Source organism: Nonlabens sp. Hel1_33_55 (genome assembly GCF_900101765.1).
Lineage (GTDB): Bacteria > Bacteroidota > Bacteroidia > Flavobacteriales > Flavobacteriaceae > Nonlabens.
The window spans coordinates 3212500-3229998 of sequence record NZ_LT627735.1; the positions used below are offsets into that span (position 1 = coordinate 3212500).

Below are 17499 nucleotides of genomic sequence, written 5' to 3' on the forward strand. Positions count from 1 at the left end.
ATTGATGAATAAATACAAATCCCTCTTTTTGTTTAATAGGAAACAACAAAGAGGGATTTTTTTATTACTCATTTTGTTGGTGGTGCTGGTCGGTTTTCGATTTTATAGGACTACACAGGAATATCCATCATTAGAATTGGGAGATGTTTCTCAGTATCAAAATAAGATAGATTCTATCAAAGCCGCGACCGCTCAAAGAAAGGACACCATCTATCTTTTCAATCCCAATTATATAACAGATTATAGAGCCTACATACTAGGATTGAATGAAGCAGAGTTGGATAGATTATCTCGCTTTCGCGAAAGCGGAAAATTCATAAACACCGCTGCACAATTCCAACAGGTTACAGAAGTTAGCGATCAATGGTTGGATAGCATTTCTCCTTATTTTAAGTTTCCATCCTGGGTCAATCAGCCTAAACGAAGTTATAGCTCCAGTTACGGTAATCGAGCCATCGTCGCATCAAATATCAATAGCGCAACTCAAGACCAACTTAGAGCAGTTTACGGTATAGGTCCAGCTTTATCTGGACGAATTATAGAACAGCGCAAGAAACTAAATGGATTTATTGACATCAAACAGGTTAGGGATGTCTACGGGTTATCAGATTCAACGATGATGGAACTGCGCAAACATTTTTATGTGACTCCAGACCCTTCTTTCCGTAAGATTTCTCTCAATAAAGCTAGTTGGGACGAGTTGTCAGCCATTCCATATTTCAACGACTATTTAGTTGATAAGTTGGTGGAGCAACGCACATTGCGTGATGGTTTCAAAAGTTGGGATGAGGTGATGCTTACTTCGCGGTTCCCGCAAGAGAAACTGGCTTTAATTCAGCTATATTTGACACTAGAATAATTAACGAGCTTATACACATTTATGTATTCAAAATATTTCACGGAAGAGCATAATTTCTTTCGCCAGAGTTTTAGGGATTTTCTCAAGAAAGAAGCAGTTCCAAACATCGATAGATGGGAAGAAACGGGTCAGATTGATCGCGAGATCTTCAAGAAAATGGGTGATATGGGATATTTTGGATTGTATTATCCAGAAAAATACGGCGGTCTAGATCTTGATTTTTTCTACACCGTAATATTCTTGGAAGAGATGCAACGCATCAATTCTGGTGGTTTTGCAGCTGCTATGTGGGTACAAGCTTTCTTAGGAGCTCAGCACTTATTGAAAGAAGGCGACGATCGAATTAAAGAAGAATACTTGGTACCAACTTTGTCTGGCGACAAGATAGGATGTTTGTGTATTTCTGAACCCTTTGGAGGAAGTGATGTAGCTGGAATGAGAACAACTGCTGTCAAAGATGGGGACCATTATGTGATCAACGGTTCTAAGACTTTTATTACGAATGGTGTTTATTCAGATTACCTAGTTGTAGCAGCAAAAACAGATCCCGAAGCAAACGGTCGTGGGATCTCCATTTTCCTTATGGATAGAGAAACAGCTGGCATTAGCGCAACAAAGCTCAATAAATTAGGATGGCGCGCCAGCGATACGGGAGAGATTGGGTTTGATAACGTCCGTATCCCAGCAGAAAACTTAATGGGAGAAGAAGGAAAAGGTTTTCCATATATCATGCAACACTTTGCATTAGAGCGTCTAATTATGGCAATTAATGCACATGCAAGAGCAGAGTTTGCTTTAGAATATACAGTAGGCTACATGAAAGATCGTACTGCTTTTGGTAAGTCTTTAGATAAATTCCAAGCGTTGCGTCACAAGCTTGCAGATATGATGAGTGAGACAGAGATGGCAAAGAATTTTAATTACTCCATTGCAGAAGAACTTGACAAAGGTCTATATCCTGTAAAGGAAGCCAGTATGGCAAAATTATTATCGACTAAAATCGCAGATGAAGTTATTTATGGTTGCCTTCAATTTTTAGGAGGTTATGGATACATTGAAGAATATCCTTTAGCTAGAATGTGGCGTGATAGTAGGTTAGGTCCCATAGGTGGTGGAACAAGCGAGATCATGAGAGAGATTATTGCCAAGATGACATTAGATGGTAAGGACTATAAACCTGCTGCTAATTAAGCGTTCAGTTTATTCAAAAATGTAGCATCGAAGATTTCTACGAAGGAATTATTCGAAATGCCAATTGAAATTTAGATAAAATATTTGGGATCAAAAATAAAAATGTATTTTTGCCGTCCCAAAGAAAGGAGGTGATGACACTATGTTAATTATACCAGTTAAAGACGGAGAAAATATCGACAGAGCCCTAAAGCGTTTCAAACGTAAATTTGATCGTACAGGGAAGATGCGCGAACTACGCAGAAGACAGCAGTTCACTAAGCCATCTGTCGCAAAAAGAGCACAGAAAATCAAAGCGGAATACATCCAGCATTTGAGAGACGAAGAGAACATGTAAACTTTAAGTAGAATACTAATTAAGGACGATCCGATAAATGATTAAATTTATCGGATCGTTTTTTTATGCATATTTCAGAATACAAAAATTACCTCGAGCTTGAAAGGCAGTATAGTTCTCATACCAGTGAGTCTTACTTAAGAGACCTTGAGCAGTTCGCTGAATTCCTGAAGGCTAATGATACAAATCTGGAAAACGCTCATTATTCCATGGTGAGACAATGGATGGCAACTTTAGTAGAACAAGAGGTTAGTGCCCGGAGCATCAATCGTAAGATGTCATCTCTCAAATCCTATTTCAAGTTTTTAAGAAATCAAGGCTATGTGGATCATAATATTATGTCACAGCATAAAAGCCTTACGGTCTCCAAGAAAATACAGATTCCTTTTTCACAAAAAGAAGTAGGTGAGCTGCTATCTGCAGATTACGATTTGAGTTCTTTCAATGAAGTAAGAGATAGAGCAGTGATTGAATTATTATATGTTTCAGGAATTCGACGTGCAGAGTTGCTGGGACTTTCAATATCCCGTGTAGATCTAGAATCAAATAAATTAAAAGTCTTAGGTAAACGCAATAAGGAGAGAGTCGTGCCGCTCATGAGTTCTACGGTAAAGATTTTGAAACAATATCTTAATTTGAGAGAAAGTGTCCAGTTAAATGATGTGGATGTTTTCTTCCTTACTGAAAAAGGCAAACCTATCTACGCATCTCTTGTTTACCGTATCGTGAATGGTTACTTCAAAAGGGTTAGTTTAAAAACTAAAGTGAGTCCACATGTTTTGCGTCATACATTTGCTACCCATTTACTGGATCAAGGAGCTGACTTGAATGCGATCAAGGAATTATTAGGTCATGCAAGTCTTGCAAGTACACAGGTTTATACTCATACAAGTATGCAGGCGCTTAAAAATGTGCACGCCAGTGCTCATCCTCGCAATAAAAAATAAGAGATTTTTCCATTGTGAATTCTAACGACAAACAGATCATTAAGAAAATTGGTTGTACCTCTATAATTTATATCAAAATATTTTTTGGTAATTAAAAAATAGGCTTACATTTGCAGTCCGTTAGAAATAATGGGAGCGTGGTGCGCTTAAAATCTATCAAAAGCCGATGTAGCTCAGCTGGCTAGAGCAGCTGATTTGTAATCAGCAGGTCGTGGGTTCGAGTCCCTCCATCGGCTCTTAGTTTTTTGAAGAACTGAAGTAATTTTGGGGAGATACTCAAGCGGCCAACGAGGACGGACTGTAACTCCGTTGGGAAACCTTCGCAGGTTCGAATCCTGCTCTCCCCACAAAAATTTCCGCATTTGCGGGAATCCATTGAAGATAGGCGTTGGTTATCTTCAAGAATTAACCTTTAATCCTGAATTTTAAGGATTATAAAATGCGAGAGTAGCTCAGTTGGTAGAGCGTCAGCCTTCCAAGCTGAATGTCGCCGGTTCGAACCCGGTCTCTCGCTCTAATATAACCGCATTTGCGGGATCAAGATAAGCAATCAAATAGATTGTTGGATTTTGAAAAGCCTTTGGCTATTTCGCTTTCGCGAAAGCGTTAACATCATAAGCCGGTGTAGCTCAGGGGTAGAGCGTTTCCTTGGTAAGGAAGAGGTCATGAGTTCAAATCTCATCATTGGCTCGATAGAAATTGAAAGAAAGGTCTCTTTATGAGGCCCTAAATAGTATAAGCTGATTTGGTTTTGTATCCGTGTCAGTTTTTAAATTGAAACACTAATATAAACTAAGATTATAATTATGGCTAAAGAAACGTACGATCGTTCGAAACCTCACCTTAATGTAGGAACTATTGGTCACGTTGACCACGGTAAGACTACTCTTACTGCTGCAATCACTAAAGTACTTGCAGATGCTGGTTACTCTAAGGCAACAAGTTTTGATCAAATTGACAACGCTCCAGAAGAGAAAGAACGTGGTATCACGATCAACTCCTCACACGTGGAGTATCAAACGCTTAACAGACACTACGCACACGTAGATTGTCCTGGTCACGCAGATTATGTAAAGAACATGGTAACTGGTGCTGCCCAGATGGACGGTGCTATTCTTGTAGTTGCTGCGACTGATGGTCCTATGCCACAAACTCGCGAGCACATCCTTCTAGGACGTCAGGTAGGTATCCCACGTATCGTTGTTTTCCTTAATAAGGTTGACATGGTAGATGATGAGGAGCTTCTTGAACTAGTTGACATGGAAGTTCGTGACCTATTGAATTTTTATGAGTATGATGGTGACAACGGACCTGTTGTTTCTGGATCTGCTCTAGGTGCATTGAATGGTGAAGAAAAGTGGGTAAATACAGTTCTTGAATTGATGGAAGCTGTTGATTCATGGATCGAGGAGCCTACACGTGAGATTGACAAGCCGTTCTTGATGCCTATCGAGGATGTATTCTCTATCACAGGACGTGGAACTGTTGCAACTGGTCGTATTGAGACTGGTGTAGCTAACACTGGAGATCCTGTTGAGATCATTGGTATGGGTGCTCAAAAATTGACATCTACAATTACAGGTATTGAAATGTTCCGTCAGATTCTTGATAGAGGTGAGGCAGGAGATAATGCAGGTATCCTTTTGAGAGGTATTGAGAAGTCTCAGATTTCCCGTGGTATGGTAATTACTAAGCCAGGATCTGTAACTCCACACGCTAAGTTTAAAGCTGAGGTGTATATCTTGAAGAAAGAAGAAGGTGGACGTCACACTCCATTCCATAATAACTACCGTCCACAGTTTTACGTACGTACTACTGATGTAACTGGTAACATCGTACTTCCTGATGGAGTAGAGATGGTTATGCCTGGAGATAACTTGACGATTACTGTTGATCTTATTCAGCCTATCGCATTGAACTTGGGTCTACGTTTCGCTATCCGTGAAGGTGGTAGAACTGTAGGTGCAGGTCAGGTAACTGAGATTTTAGATTAATTCTATCTAATAAATAAAGTATCCTGTCTGAATATTTTTAGACAGGATACTTTCCCTTTATTGGGAAGTATGTTTTGATTGCGCTTTCGCGAAAGTGGAACTATCAACAGCAAACTGCTCAATTAAGTTTGCGGATTTAGCTCAGTTGGTAGAGCACTGGTCTCCAAAACCAGGTGTCGGGAGTTCGAGCCTCTCAATCCGCGCAAATTTGGAGGGCTGCTAGTTATTTGAGCAGTCACTTAAAAAAGATTAAATGTTGTTAAGGCAACATCAAACGTGACAAGTTCACAATAGATCGTTCAGATTATGGGATTAGCGACATATGTAAAAGAGTCTTACAATGAATTGACAAACCATGTTACATGGCCTACATGGGCTGAAGCTCAAAAGCTTACTGTAACAGTTGCTGTTTTTTCTGTGGTTTTTGCATTGATTATATATGGTATTGATACTGTATTTAGTACCGCAATTACCAACTATTTTGAATGGGTTAAACAAGCATAATACTACAACATGGCAGAGGAAAAAGATGTAATGAAGTGGTATGTAGTTCGATCTGTAAGTGGTCAGGAGAATAAGATCAAAGAATATATTGAGGACGAGATCAATCACCATAATCTAAATGATTATCTACAGCAGATTCTAGTACCAACTGAAAAGGTAGTACAGATACGCAACGGCAAGAAGATCAATAAGGAAAAAGTTTATTTTCCTGGATATATCATGGTTCAAGCGCGTCTTGAAGGTGAAGTTCCCCACATTATCAAATCTGTTAATGGAGTGATAGGATTTCTAGGTGAAACCAAAGGTGGTGATCCTGTACCATTGAGAAGATCTGAAGTAAACCGTATGTTAGGAAAAGTGGATGAGCTTGCCGAGCAAACAGACAACATAGCAATACCATTCAAGAATGGTGAAACCATAAAGGTAGTAGACGGTCCATTCAATGGATTTAACGGTACTATAGAGAAGGTGAATGAAGAGAAGCGTAAGCTTGAGGTTATGGTGAAGATTTTTGGTCGCAAGACTCCATTGGAGTTAAGCTATATGCAAGTAGAAAAAGTATAAGTGTTACAGTTTATAGGCAGTATATAAGGCTTCCACTTTATATCTGTCAAACTTTGAAATAAATTAAAAATGGCTAAAGAAGTATCTAAGGTTGTAAAATTACAAGTTAGAGGTGGTGCAGCAAACCCATCTCCACCTGTAGGGCCTGCATTAGGTGCGGCTGGTGTTAACATCATGGAGTTCTGTAAGCAGTTTAATGCTAGAACCCAGGATAAAGCAGGAAAAGTATTGCCAGTGGCAATTACTGTATTTAAAGATAAGTCCTTTGACTTTATCATTAAAACTCCTCCAGCAGCAGTACAAATCCTTGAGGCAACTAAATTAAAAGGTGGTAGTGGTGAGCCTAACCGTAAGAAAGTTGGAACCATAAGCTGGGATCAAATTAAAACGATCGCAGAAGATAAAATGCCTGACCTAAATGCTTTTACAGTAGAGAGTGCTATGAAAATGGTAGCTGGTACTGCAAGATCAATGGGTATTAATGTTAAGGGCGGAGACGCACCTGCTTAAAACTTGTAACAATGGCAAAATTGACAAAAAAACAAAAGGAAACTAACGCTAAAATTGATAAGTCTACGACTTACTCAGTTGCGGAAGCTTCTAAGTTAGTAAAGGAAGTATCAAATGTAAATTTTGATGCATCTGTTGATCTAGCGGTTCGTCTTAACGTGGATCCACGTAAGGCTAATCAAATGGTTAGAGGTGTTGTGACTCTTCCACATGGTACTGGTAAGGATGTGAAAGTTCTTGCTTTAGTAACTCCAGACAAAGCCGCAGAGGCTGAAGCTGCAGGAGCTGACTATGTAGGACTTGATGAATACCTTGAGAAAATCAAAGGTGGATGGACTGATGTAGATGTGATTATTACCATGCCTAGTGTAATGGGTAAGTTGGGACCATTGGGACGCGTATTGGGTCCTAGAGGTTTGATGCCTAATCCTAAGACGGGTACGGTTACAATGGATGTAGCAAAAGCTGTATCTGATGTAAAAGCTGGTAAAATCGACTTTAAAGTTGATAAAACTGGTATTATTCACGCATCAGTAGGAAAAGCTTCTTTTGAAGCAGAGAAGATTGCAGGTAATGCAAGAGAATTAATCAACACGTTAGTCAAGTTAAAACCAACGACGTCTAAGGGAATATATATCAAAAGTATATATATGTCTAGTACTATGAGTCCTAGCATCCAGATAGACACGAAGCGTTTTGCAACAGACGACTAAAAATCTAGATCATGACAAGAGAAGAAAAAGCAACTGTTATAAAGGATTTGACTGCAACGTTGGGTGGTAGCTCTACTATTTACTTAGCAGACATCTCTGGACTAAACGCATCAGATACATCAAATCTACGTAGAGCTTGTTTCAAAGCTAACGTTAGTCTTTCAGTAGTGAAGAATACTTTGCTTGCAAAAGCAATGGAAGCTTCAGATAAAGACTTTGGAGAGCTTCCAGAGTTGTTGAAAGGAAATACATCAATAATGCTTTCAGAGGTTGCTAACGCACCGGCTAAGGTTATTGAAAACTTCAGAAAGAAGTCGGCTAAGCCGGTTCTTAAAGGAGCATATATTGAGGAGGCGATTTACGTAGGTGACGATAAAATAGAGACCCTAAGTAATATCAAATCTAAAGAAGAAATGATTGGTGAAATCATTGGTCTTCTTCAGAGTCCAGCTAAAAATGTTGTTTCTGCACTTAAATCAAGTGGTGGTAAACTTGCTGGAATTCTTAAAACGCTATCTGAGAAGTAGCACACAAATTAGTACGCAATTAATTATTTATAAATTTTATTAAAACGATAGAAATGGCAGATTTAAAAGATTTCGCAGAACAGTTAGTTAACCTTACTGTGAAAGAAGTAAACGAATTAGCGACTATACTTAAAGATGAGTATGGAATCGAACCAGCAGCAGCGGCAGTTGCAATGGCTGGACCAGCTGCAGGTGGCGGAGAAGCTGCTGAAGAGCAAACTGAATTTGATGTAATCCTTACAGCTCCAGGTGGCGCTAAGCTTGCTGTAGTTAAACTTGTAAAAGAACTTACAGGAGCAGGATTGAAAGATGCAAAAGAACTTGTTGACAATGCACCATCTCCAATCAAGGAAGGTGTATCTAAAGACGAGGCAGAAGCACTTAAGGCTCAGCTAGAAGAAGCTGGTGCTGAGGTTGAGTTGAAGTAATTCTTCTTACCTGAACATTATCGGTTTAGACCTGTGAGCAAGGCTCACAGGCCTAGACCATTTTGCGTATAAAGATGAGACGTCGTCGATAACGCTTTTTTAATCATTTAATACCGTGCATTAATGCTAGCAACAAACACAGAAAGAATTAATTTTTCAACGGTAAATTCTAAGGCAGAGTATCCTGATCTGCTGGATATACAAATCAAATCGTTTCAGGATTTCTTTCAATTAGAAACTAAATCTGATAGACGAGAAGTTGAAGGTCTTTACAACACCTTCATGGAAAACTTTCCTATTACTGATACGCGCAACCAGTTCGTGTTAGAGTTTTTGGACTACTTTGTAGATCCACCACGTTACTCGATCCAAGAATGTATCGAGCGTGGACTTACCTACAGCGTGCCACTTAAATCACGCCTTAAATTATATTGTACTGATCCAGAACATGAGGATTTTGAAACAATCGTTCAGGATGTTTATTTAGGAACTATTCCTTACATGACATCATCTGGTACTTTCGTTATCAATGGTGCAGAACGTGTAGTTGTATCACAACTTCACAGATCACCAGGTGTATTCTTTGGACAGTCATTCCATGCAAATGGAACAAAATTATATTCAGCTCGTGTTATTCCTTTCAAAGGATCATGGATTGAATTTGCTACGGATATCAATAGCGTTATGTACGCTTACATTGACCGTAAGAAAAAATTACCTGTAACTACACTTTTCCGTGCTATTGGATTTGAAAGAGACAAGGATATCCTTGGAATCTTTGACCTTGCCGAAGAAGTGAAAGCGAGCAAGACAGGACTCAAGAAATACCTTGGTCGTAAGCTTGCTGCCCGTGTTTTGAAAACATGGCATGAAGACTTCGTTGATGAAGATACAGGTGAGGTTGTTTCCATTGAGCGTAACGAGATTGTTTTAGATCGCGATACGATTTTGGAAAAACAACATATTGATGAGATCATGGAATCCCAGGCAAAAACCATTCTTCTTCACAAAGAAGATAATCTGTCTGCAGATTATGCGATTATTCACAACACACTACAAAAAGACCCTACCAATTCTGAAAAAGAAGCAGTAGAACATATTTATAGACAATTACGTAACGCTGAGCCGCCCGATGAAGAAACCGCTCGCGGTATCATCGACAAATTATTCTTCTCTGACCAGAGGTATAATTTAGGTGAAGTTGGTCGTTACAGAATGAACAAGAAGTTAGGTCTTGATATAGCCATGGATAAGCAAGTGCTTACTAAGGAAGATATCATCACTATCATCAAGCATTTGATCATGTTGATCAACTCTAAAGCAGAGATTGATGATATTGACCACCTTTCTAATCGTCGTGTACGTACGGTAGGTGAGCAATTGAGTTCACAATTTGGTGTTGGTCTTGCTCGTATGGCAAGAACAATTAGAGAAAGAATGAACGTTAGGGACAATGAGGTGTTTACACCTATTGACCTAATCAACGCAAAGACGTTGTCTTCTGTAATTAATTCATTCTTCGGTACGAACCAGTTATCTCAGTTTATGGATCAAACCAATCCATTAGCAGAGATTACTCACAAGCGCCGTCTATCGGCTCTTGGACCAGGTGGACTTTCACGTGAAAGAGCTGGATTTGAGGTTCGTGATGTACACTATACGCACTACGGTCGTTTATGTCCAATTGAAACTCCTGAAGGACCAAATATTGGTTTGATTTCTTCGCTTGCAGTTTTCGCGAAAGTGAACAACATGGGATTCATTGAAACTCCATATAGAACTGTAAAAGACGGTGTGGTAAATCTTAAGGATGATCCTATCTATCTAAGTGCTGAAGAGGAGGAAGGAATGCACATCGCTCAGGCTAACTTGCCATTGAAAAACGGTAAGATTACTGCTGACAATGTAATTGCACGTATGGAAGGTGACTTCCCAGTTGTAGATCCTAAAGAAGTGGTTTATGCAGACGTTGCACCTAACCAGATTGCATCTATATCTGCATCTTTGATTCCTTTCTTGGAGCATGATGATGCAAACCGTGCACTGATGGGATCTAACATGATGCGTCAAGCTGTGCCGTTGTTGAGAGTTGATGCTCCTATTGTAGGAACAGGACTTGAACGTCAGGTAGCTACAGATTCAAGAGTATTAATTAATGCAGAAGGTGACGGTACCGTTGTTTATGTAGATGCTCAAAAAATTGTTATTGAGTACGATAGAACTGATCGTGAAAAGTTAGTAAGCTTTGAGCCAGATGAAACGAGTTATAACTTGATCAAATTCCGTAAGACGAATCAAGGTACTTCAATTACATTGAAGCCAATTGTACAGAAAGGCGACCGTGTAAGTAAAGGACAAGTACTTTGTCAAGGTTATGCAACTGAAGCTGGTGAATTAGCACTAGGTCGTAACATGAAAGTGGCATTTATGCCATGGAAAGGATACAACTTTGAGGATGCGATTGTAATTTCTGAGAAAGTAGTTCGTGAAGATATCTTTACTTCTATTCACGTAGATGAGTACTCTCTAGATGTTAGAGATACTAAACTAGGTAATGAAGAATTGACTCCAGATATACCTAACGTTTCTGAAGAAGCTACTGCAAATCTTGATGAGAACGGTATGATCCGCATCGGTGCAGAAGTTGAGCCTGGAGATATATTGATTGGTAAGATTACTCCTAAAGGAGAATCAGACCCAACACCAGAAGAAAAACTTCTTAGAGCCATCTTTGGAGATAAAGCAGGTGATGTAAAAGACGCTTCATTGAAAGCTTCTCCATCATTGCGTGGTGTTGTAATTGATAAGAAACTTTTCTCTCGTGCTGTAAAGGACAAGAAGAAAAGAGTACAGGATAAAGAAGATATCGCAAGATTAGAACAAGAGTATCAAGCTAAATTTGATGATCTTAAATCAAGACTTGTTGAGAAGCTTTTTGAAATAGTGAGCGGTAAAACATCACAAGGTGTATTCAATGACTTGGGAGAAGAAGTTCTTCCTAAAGGCAAGAAATACACGTTGAAAATGTTGAACTCTGTAGATGACTTTACTCACTTAGTTTCTGGTACGTGGACAACCACGCAAGAAACTAATGATATCGTTGCAGATTTACTTCACAACTATAAGATTAAGGAAAATGACCTTCAAGGTTCATTGAGACGCGAGAAGTTTACCATCTCTGTAGGTGATGAGCTTCCAGCTGGAATTATCAAACTTGCCAAAGTTTATGTTGCTAAGAAACGTAAGCTTAAAGTAGGTGATAAGATGGCAGGACGTCACGGTAACAAAGGTATCGTTGCTCGTATTGTACGTGCAGAGGATATGCCATTCCTTGAGGATGGAACTCCAGTAGATATCGTATTGAATCCGCTAGGTGTACCATCTCGTATGAACATCGGGCAGATTTATGAGACCGTTCTAGGATGGGCTGGTGAGAAGCTTGGTAAGAATTTTGCAACACCTATTTTCGATGGTGCGACTCTTGATCAAATCAATGAGTACACTGATGAGGCAGGAATCCCAAGATTTGGTCACACATACCTTTACGATGGTGGTACAGGTGAGCGTTTTGATCAACCAGCAACGGTTGGTATCATTTACATGTTGAAATTAGGACACATGGTAGATGACAAGATGCACGCACGTTCAATCGGGCCATATTCATTGATTACCCAGCAGCCACTAGGTGGTAAAGCACAATTTGGTGGTCAGCGATTTGGTGAGATGGAGGTTTGGGCACTTGAGGCCTATGGAGCATCCAGCACGCTTAGAGAGATCTTGACCGTTAAGTCTGATGACGTTGTAGGACGTGCTAAGACTTACGAGGCGATCGTGAAAGGTGAGCCTATGCCAGAACCAGGACTTCCTGAGTCGTTTAATGTATTGATGCACGAGTTGAAAGGTCTAGGATTAGATCTAAGACTCGAGGATTAATTTTTCAGTGAGGACTGTGGTTAGTTCGCTTTCGCGAAAGCGTAACAACCCCACAATCCTCACTAATTATAACTTAAAATAGTACCATAAATATGGCTAGATATAACGAAACCCAAACGCAGAAGAAATTTTCTAAGATTTCCATCGGACTTGCTTCTCCAGAATCCATTCTGGCAGAGTCAAGAGGTGAGGTCTTGAAACCTGAAACGATTAACTATCGTACCCACAAACCGGAGAGAGACGGTTTGTTCTGCGAGCGCATCTTTGGTCCTGTAAAGGATTATGAGTGTGCGTGTGGTAAATACAAAAGAATCCGATACAAAGGAATCGTTTGTGATCGATGTGGTGTAGAGGTAACTGAAAAGAAAGTGAGACGTGACCGTATAGGACACATCAATCTTGTGGTTCCTGTAGCACACATCTGGTATTTCCGTAGTTTGCCTAACAAAATAGGTTACCTATTAGGATTGCCATCTAAGAAACTGGACATGATCATTTACTACGAGAGATACGTAGTAATTCAAGCCGGTATCGCAAAGAATGAAGATGGTGAGGAATTACAAAAATTGGATTTCCTTACTGAAGAAGAATACCTGAATATCCTTGATACATTACCACAAGAGAATATGTATCTGGATGATTCTGATCCCAACAAGTTTATTGCAAAAATGGGAGCAGAATGTCTAATTGACTTGCTACAACGTATTGATCTTGAGACTTTGTCTTATGACTTGCGTCACAAAGCAAACAATGAGACTTCTAAGCAACGTAAAATGGAGGCTTTGAAACGTCTTCAAGTTGTGCAGGCGCTTAAGGAATCTAATGAGAATCGTGAGAACAATCCTGAGTGGATGATCATGAAAGTCGTACCAGTTATTCCACCAGAATTGCGTCCATTAGTACCACTTGATGGTGGTCGTTTTGCAACGTCTGACTTAAATGACTTGTACCGTCGTGTAATCATACGTAACAACCGTTTGAAGCGTTTGATGGAAATCAAAGCTCCAGAGGTAATCTTGCGTAATGAAAAGCGTATGCTTCAAGAGGCTGTAGATTCATTGTTGGATAACACCAGAAAATCTAGTGCTGTTAAAACAGATTCTAACAGACCATTGAAATCGCTTTCTGATTCATTGAAAGGTAAGCAAGGACGTTTCCGTCAAAACTTACTTGGTAAGCGTGTTGATTATTCGGCTCGTTCGGTAATCGTCGTTGGACCAGAATTGAAGTTGTTTGAATGTGGTATACCTAAAGACATGGCTGCGGAGCTGTATAAGCCTTTCGTTATTAGAAAGCTTATCGAGCGCGGTATTGTTAAAACGGTAAAATCTGCAAAGAAAATTATAGATAAGAAGGAACCTGTAGTATGGGACATTCTGGAAAATGTTCTTAAAGGACACCCAGTAATGTTGAACCGTGCTCCTACGTTGCACAGACTAGGTATTCAGGCTTTCCAACCTAAATTGATTGAAGGTAAAGCAATCCAGTTACACCCATTAGTATGTACTGCATTTAATGCAGATTTTGATGGGGATCAAATGGCAGTTCACCTTCCATTGGGACCAGAAGCAATTCTAGAATGTCAGCTGTTGATGCTTGCGTCACACAACATTTTGAACCCTGCTAACGGTAGCCCGATCGCAGTACCATCTCAAGACATGGTATTGGGTCTTTATTATATGACCAAATTGAGAAGATCTGAAGGTGACCACATCGTTAAAGGTGAAGGTCTGACTTTTTACGGTCCAGAAGAATTGGTTATTGCATTTAACGAGAAGCGCGTTGACATTAATGCGCCAGTTAAATGTAGAATCAACTTGCTACAACCAGATGGTTCTTTCAAAGCAGAGATTATTGAAACGACTGCAGGTCGTGTCATCTTTAATGAGAAAGTACCTAATGAAGCCGGATATATTAATGAGGTTCTTACTAAAAAGGCACTTAGAGATATCATCGGTGATATTCTTAAGGTGACTGACGTTCCTAGAACTGCTGCTTTCCTTGATGAAATTAAAGATCTTGGTTATGGATTTGCATTCCGTGGTGGATTATCATTCTCCCTTGGAGATATTATGATCCCAGCAGAAAAGCAGTCTATGATTGACGCAGCTAATAAAAAAGTGGACACAATTCGTGGAAACTATGGTATGGGTCTTATTACTCAGAACGAACGTTATAACCAGGTAATTGACGTATGGACAGCTACTAACGCACAGTTGACAGAGCTTTCCATGAAAAACATTAGAGAGGATCAGCAAGGTTTCAACTCTGTGTACATGATGCTTGATTCTGGAGCACGTGGATCTAAAGAACAGATCCGCCAGCTTACAGGTATGCGTGGATTGATGGCTAAGCCTAAAAAATCCAACTCAGGTGGTGGTGAAATCATTGAGAATCCTATTCTTTCCAACTTTAAGGAAGGTCTATCTATTCTTGAATACTTTATCTCTACTCACGGTGCACGTAAAGGACTTGCAGATACGGCCTTGAAAACGGCAGATGCTGGTTACTTAACACGTCGTCTCCATGATGTTGCACAAGATGTAATCGTTAACACGGTAGATTGTGAAACTCTTAGAGGTATTGATGTAAGTGCATTAAAGAAGAATGAAGAGGTAATGGAACGTTTAGGTGCCAGAGTCGTAGGACGTACAGCACTTAATGATGTTATTGATCCAGCTTCTCAAGATGTTCTTGTTGCTGCTGGTGATTTGATCACAAATGATATTGCAGACCAGATCGATGCATCTGGATTAGAATCAGTGGAAGTTAGATCTCCATTGACGTGTGAAGCAGATAAAGGAGTTTGTGCTAAATGTTATGGTCGTAACCTAGCAACAAATAGAATGGTGATGCGTGGAGAAGCTGTTGGTGTAATTGCCGCACAGTCCATCGGTGAACCAGGAACACAGTTAACCCTACGTACATTCCACGTTGGTGGTGTTGCAGGTAACGTTTCTGAAGAAAACACGATTGTAGCTAAGAATGATGGTATCCTTGAAATTGAAGATATCAAAACAGTAAAAGGTGAGAGTAGCGACGGCAAACCAGTTGAAGTAGTAATTTCAAGAACTGCTGAGTCTAAATTGCTTCACCCTAAAACTGGAATACTTTTAAATTCCAATAATATTCCTTACGGTTCTGAACTTTATGCAAAAGTAGGTTCAGCGGTTAAGAAAGGTGATCTGATTGCTAAATGGGATGCATTTAACGGTGTAATTATTTCTGAATTTGCTGGAAAGATCAAGTTTGAAAATATCATTCAAGGAACAACATTCCAAGTAGAGACTGATGAGCAGACTGGATATGAAGAGAAAGTAATTTCTGATTCAAGAGATAAGAAGTTAATCCCAACGCTTCACATTGTTGACTCTAAAGGAGAAACACAGATAAGTTACAACTTACCTGTTGGAGCTCACCTGATGGTAAACGATGATGAGAAAATCAAAGTAGGTAAGGTTCTAGTGAAGATCCCTCGTAAATCTGCTAAAGCAGGTGATATTACAGGAGGTCTTCCACGAGTAACTGAGCTATTTGAAGCTCGTAACCCATCTAATCCTGCTGTAGTAAGTGAGATTGACGGTGTAGTTTCCTTTGGTAAAATCAAGCGTGGTAACCGTGAAATCATTGTGACTTCAAAAACGGACGAGGTTAAGAAATACCTGGTAAAACTATCTAATCAAATCCTAGTACAGGAAAACGATTATGTAAGAGCTGGTATGCCACTTTCTGATGGATCTATTACTCCTAAGGATATTCTTGCGATTAAAGGACCTAGTGCTGTTCAACAGTATTTAGTTAATGAAGTGCAAGAGGTATATAGATTACAAGGTGTGAAAATTAATGATAAACACTTCGAGGTAGTTGTAAGACAAATGCTTAGAAAAGTGAAGATCGTTGATCCAGGTGATGGAGTATTCTTAGAGAACCAATTGGTTCACAAAGAAGATTTCATCAAGGAAAATGACAACTTGTATGGAATGAAGGTTGTTGAGAATGCAGGAGATTCTGCTACGCTCAAAGAAGGTCAAGTAATTACTCCACGTCAATTGCGTGATGAGAATTCAATCCTCAAAAGAGAAGATAAAGTTCTTGTTGAGGCACGTGATGTAGAGCCAGCAACTGCAGAGCCAGTATTGCAAGGTATTACCCGAGCTTCCCTTCAAACTAAATCATTCATTAGTGCAGCTTCCTTCCAGGAAACGACTAAAGTATTGAACGAGGCTGCTGTAAGCGGTAAGGTAGATACTCTAGAAGGTCTTAAAGAGAATGTAATTGTTGGTCACAGAATTCCAGCAGGTACAGGAATGCGTAACTATGACGATATAATCGTAGGTTCTAAAGAAGAATTCGAGAAGCTGTTGCAACGTCGTGATGAACCACAGGTTAATTATAACTAATGGCTGATAAGAAGGAAAATAAAATCAATATTGAAATAGATCCTGAAGTAGCTGAAGGGCAGTATAGCAATCTTGCTATAATCAACCATTCGGTGTCAGAATTTGTTGTTGATTTTGTGAATATCATGCCTGGAAATCCTAAATCAAAAGTGAAATCTAGGATTGTTTTGACGCCGCAACATGCAAAGCGTCTAGCCCAAGCTCTTGCAGATAATGTGAGAAAGTTTGAGTCCATGCACGGCGATATCAAAGATTATGATAAACCGCCCATTCCTTTAAATTTTGGACCTACAGGTCAAGCATAAATTTCAAAAACCCGATGGATTTCCATCGGGTTTTTTTGTACTAATAATCTGTATTCTTAGTCAACTCTACAGAGCTAAAAATGAGGATAATATTAAATACGCTTTCGCGAAAGCGAACTAGTCACGGCAGATTCTTTTTTTCAGAGTAATTAAATTTGCAATCATTTATATGGTGAATTTTGTAGGAAAATTATAGCTGCTTTTAATAGTAGGCTATATTTAAGGTATTTGGACGATCTATTGTTCTAAATACCTTAAAAAATTGCTAAATATCATCGCATAGCCTA

General features: G+C 39.4%; 14 protein-coding genes and 5 tRNA genes. All 19 read left to right on the forward strand.

Annotated features, from left to right (window positions below; translation table 11 throughout):
• Nucleotides 1–4 precede the first annotated feature (4 nt).
• Nucleotides 5–859 (forward strand): ComEA family DNA-binding protein, encoded by an 855-nt coding sequence (locus BLO34_RS14360; protein ID WP_090756295.1) that lies wholly within the window; start codon nucleotides 5–7, stop codon nucleotides 857–859.
• A gap of 21 nt (nucleotides 860–880) precedes the next feature.
• A complete protein-coding gene (locus tag BLO34_RS14365; RefSeq protein WP_090756296.1) occupies nucleotides 881–2050 on the forward strand; it encodes an acyl-CoA dehydrogenase family protein in 1170 nt (389 codons plus the stop codon).
• Between the two features lie 142 nt (nucleotides 2051–2192).
• The gene (gene rpsU / locus BLO34_RS14370) at nucleotides 2193–2387 is read left to right on the forward strand and encodes a 30S ribosomal protein S21 (RefSeq protein ID WP_090756297.1); all 195 of its coding nucleotides are present in this window, start codon (nucleotides 2193–2195) and stop codon (nucleotides 2385–2387) included.
• A gap of 65 nt (nucleotides 2388–2452) precedes the next feature.
• Nucleotides 2453–3334: a tyrosine-type recombinase/integrase gene (locus BLO34_RS14375; RefSeq protein WP_090756299.1), complete on the forward strand. Its 882-nt coding sequence runs from the start codon at nucleotides 2453–2455 to the stop codon at nucleotides 3332–3334.
• A 162-nt stretch (nucleotides 3335–3496) separates the two neighbouring features.
• Nucleotides 3497–3570, forward strand: a tRNA-Thr gene (locus BLO34_RS14380).
• Nucleotides 3571–3600: 30 nt separating this feature from the next.
• Nucleotides 3601–3681 (forward strand) — tRNA-Tyr (locus BLO34_RS14385).
• A 94-nt stretch (nucleotides 3682–3775) separates the two neighbouring features.
• Nucleotides 3776–3848 (forward strand) — tRNA-Gly (locus BLO34_RS14390).
• Between the two features lie 104 nt (nucleotides 3849–3952).
• Nucleotides 3953–4024 (forward strand) — tRNA-Thr (locus tag BLO34_RS14395).
• Nucleotides 4025–4140: 116 nt separating this feature from the next.
• Entirely contained in the window at nucleotides 4141–5328 is a 1188-nt protein-coding gene (tuf, locus tag BLO34_RS14400; RefSeq protein WP_090756301.1) for an elongation factor Tu, read from the forward strand.
• A 130-nt stretch (nucleotides 5329–5458) separates the two neighbouring features.
• Nucleotides 5459–5531, forward strand: a tRNA-Trp gene (locus BLO34_RS14405).
• Nucleotides 5532–5634: 103 nt separating this feature from the next.
• Nucleotides 5635–5832 carry a preprotein translocase subunit SecE gene (gene secE / locus BLO34_RS14410; protein ID WP_082438647.1) on the forward strand — a complete coding sequence of 66 codons (198 nt, stop codon included), beginning with the start codon at nucleotides 5635–5637 and terminating at the stop codon, nucleotides 5830–5832.
• 9 nt (nucleotides 5833–5841) lie between these two features.
• Nucleotides 5842–6396, forward strand: a complete 555-nt coding sequence (nusG, locus tag BLO34_RS14415) for a transcription termination/antitermination protein NusG (RefSeq protein ID WP_090756302.1) — start codon at nucleotides 5842–5844, stop codon at nucleotides 6394–6396.
• Nucleotides 6397–6465: 69 nt separating this feature from the next.
• Entirely contained in the window at nucleotides 6466–6906 is a 441-nt protein-coding gene (gene rplK, locus BLO34_RS14420; protein ID WP_090756303.1) for a 50S ribosomal protein L11, read from the forward strand.
• Between the two features lie 11 nt (nucleotides 6907–6917).
• Nucleotides 6918–7619, forward strand: a complete 702-nt coding sequence (gene rplA, locus BLO34_RS14425; protein WP_090756304.1) for a 50S ribosomal protein L1 — start codon at nucleotides 6918–6920, stop codon at nucleotides 7617–7619.
• An 11-nt stretch (nucleotides 7620–7630) separates the two neighbouring features.
• Nucleotides 7631–8146 carry a 50S ribosomal protein L10 gene (rplJ, locus tag BLO34_RS14430; RefSeq protein WP_090756305.1) on the forward strand — a complete coding sequence of 172 codons (516 nt, stop codon included), beginning with the start codon at nucleotides 7631–7633 and terminating at the stop codon, nucleotides 8144–8146.
• A gap of 53 nt (nucleotides 8147–8199) precedes the next feature.
• The gene (rplL, locus tag BLO34_RS14435) at nucleotides 8200–8574 is read left to right on the forward strand and encodes a 50S ribosomal protein L7/L12 (protein WP_090756312.1); all 375 of its coding nucleotides are present in this window, start codon (nucleotides 8200–8202) and stop codon (nucleotides 8572–8574) included.
• Between the two features lie 123 nt (nucleotides 8575–8697).
• A complete protein-coding gene (gene rpoB / locus BLO34_RS14440) occupies nucleotides 8698–12507 on the forward strand; it encodes a DNA-directed RNA polymerase subunit beta (RefSeq protein WP_090756313.1) in 3810 nt (1269 codons plus the stop codon).
• A gap of 92 nt (nucleotides 12508–12599) precedes the next feature.
• Nucleotides 12600–16907 (forward strand): DNA-directed RNA polymerase subunit beta', encoded by a 4308-nt coding sequence (gene rpoC / locus BLO34_RS14445; protein WP_090756314.1) that lies wholly within the window; start codon nucleotides 12600–12602, stop codon nucleotides 16905–16907.
• Nucleotides 16907–17212, forward strand: coding sequence for a DUF3467 domain-containing protein (locus BLO34_RS14450; RefSeq protein WP_090756315.1), 306 nt, complete (start codon nucleotides 16907–16909; stop codon nucleotides 17210–17212). Before rpoC ends, BLO34_RS14450 begins: the two co-directional genes overlap by 1 nt.
• The last annotated feature ends 287 nt before the right edge of the window (nucleotides 17213–17499 follow it).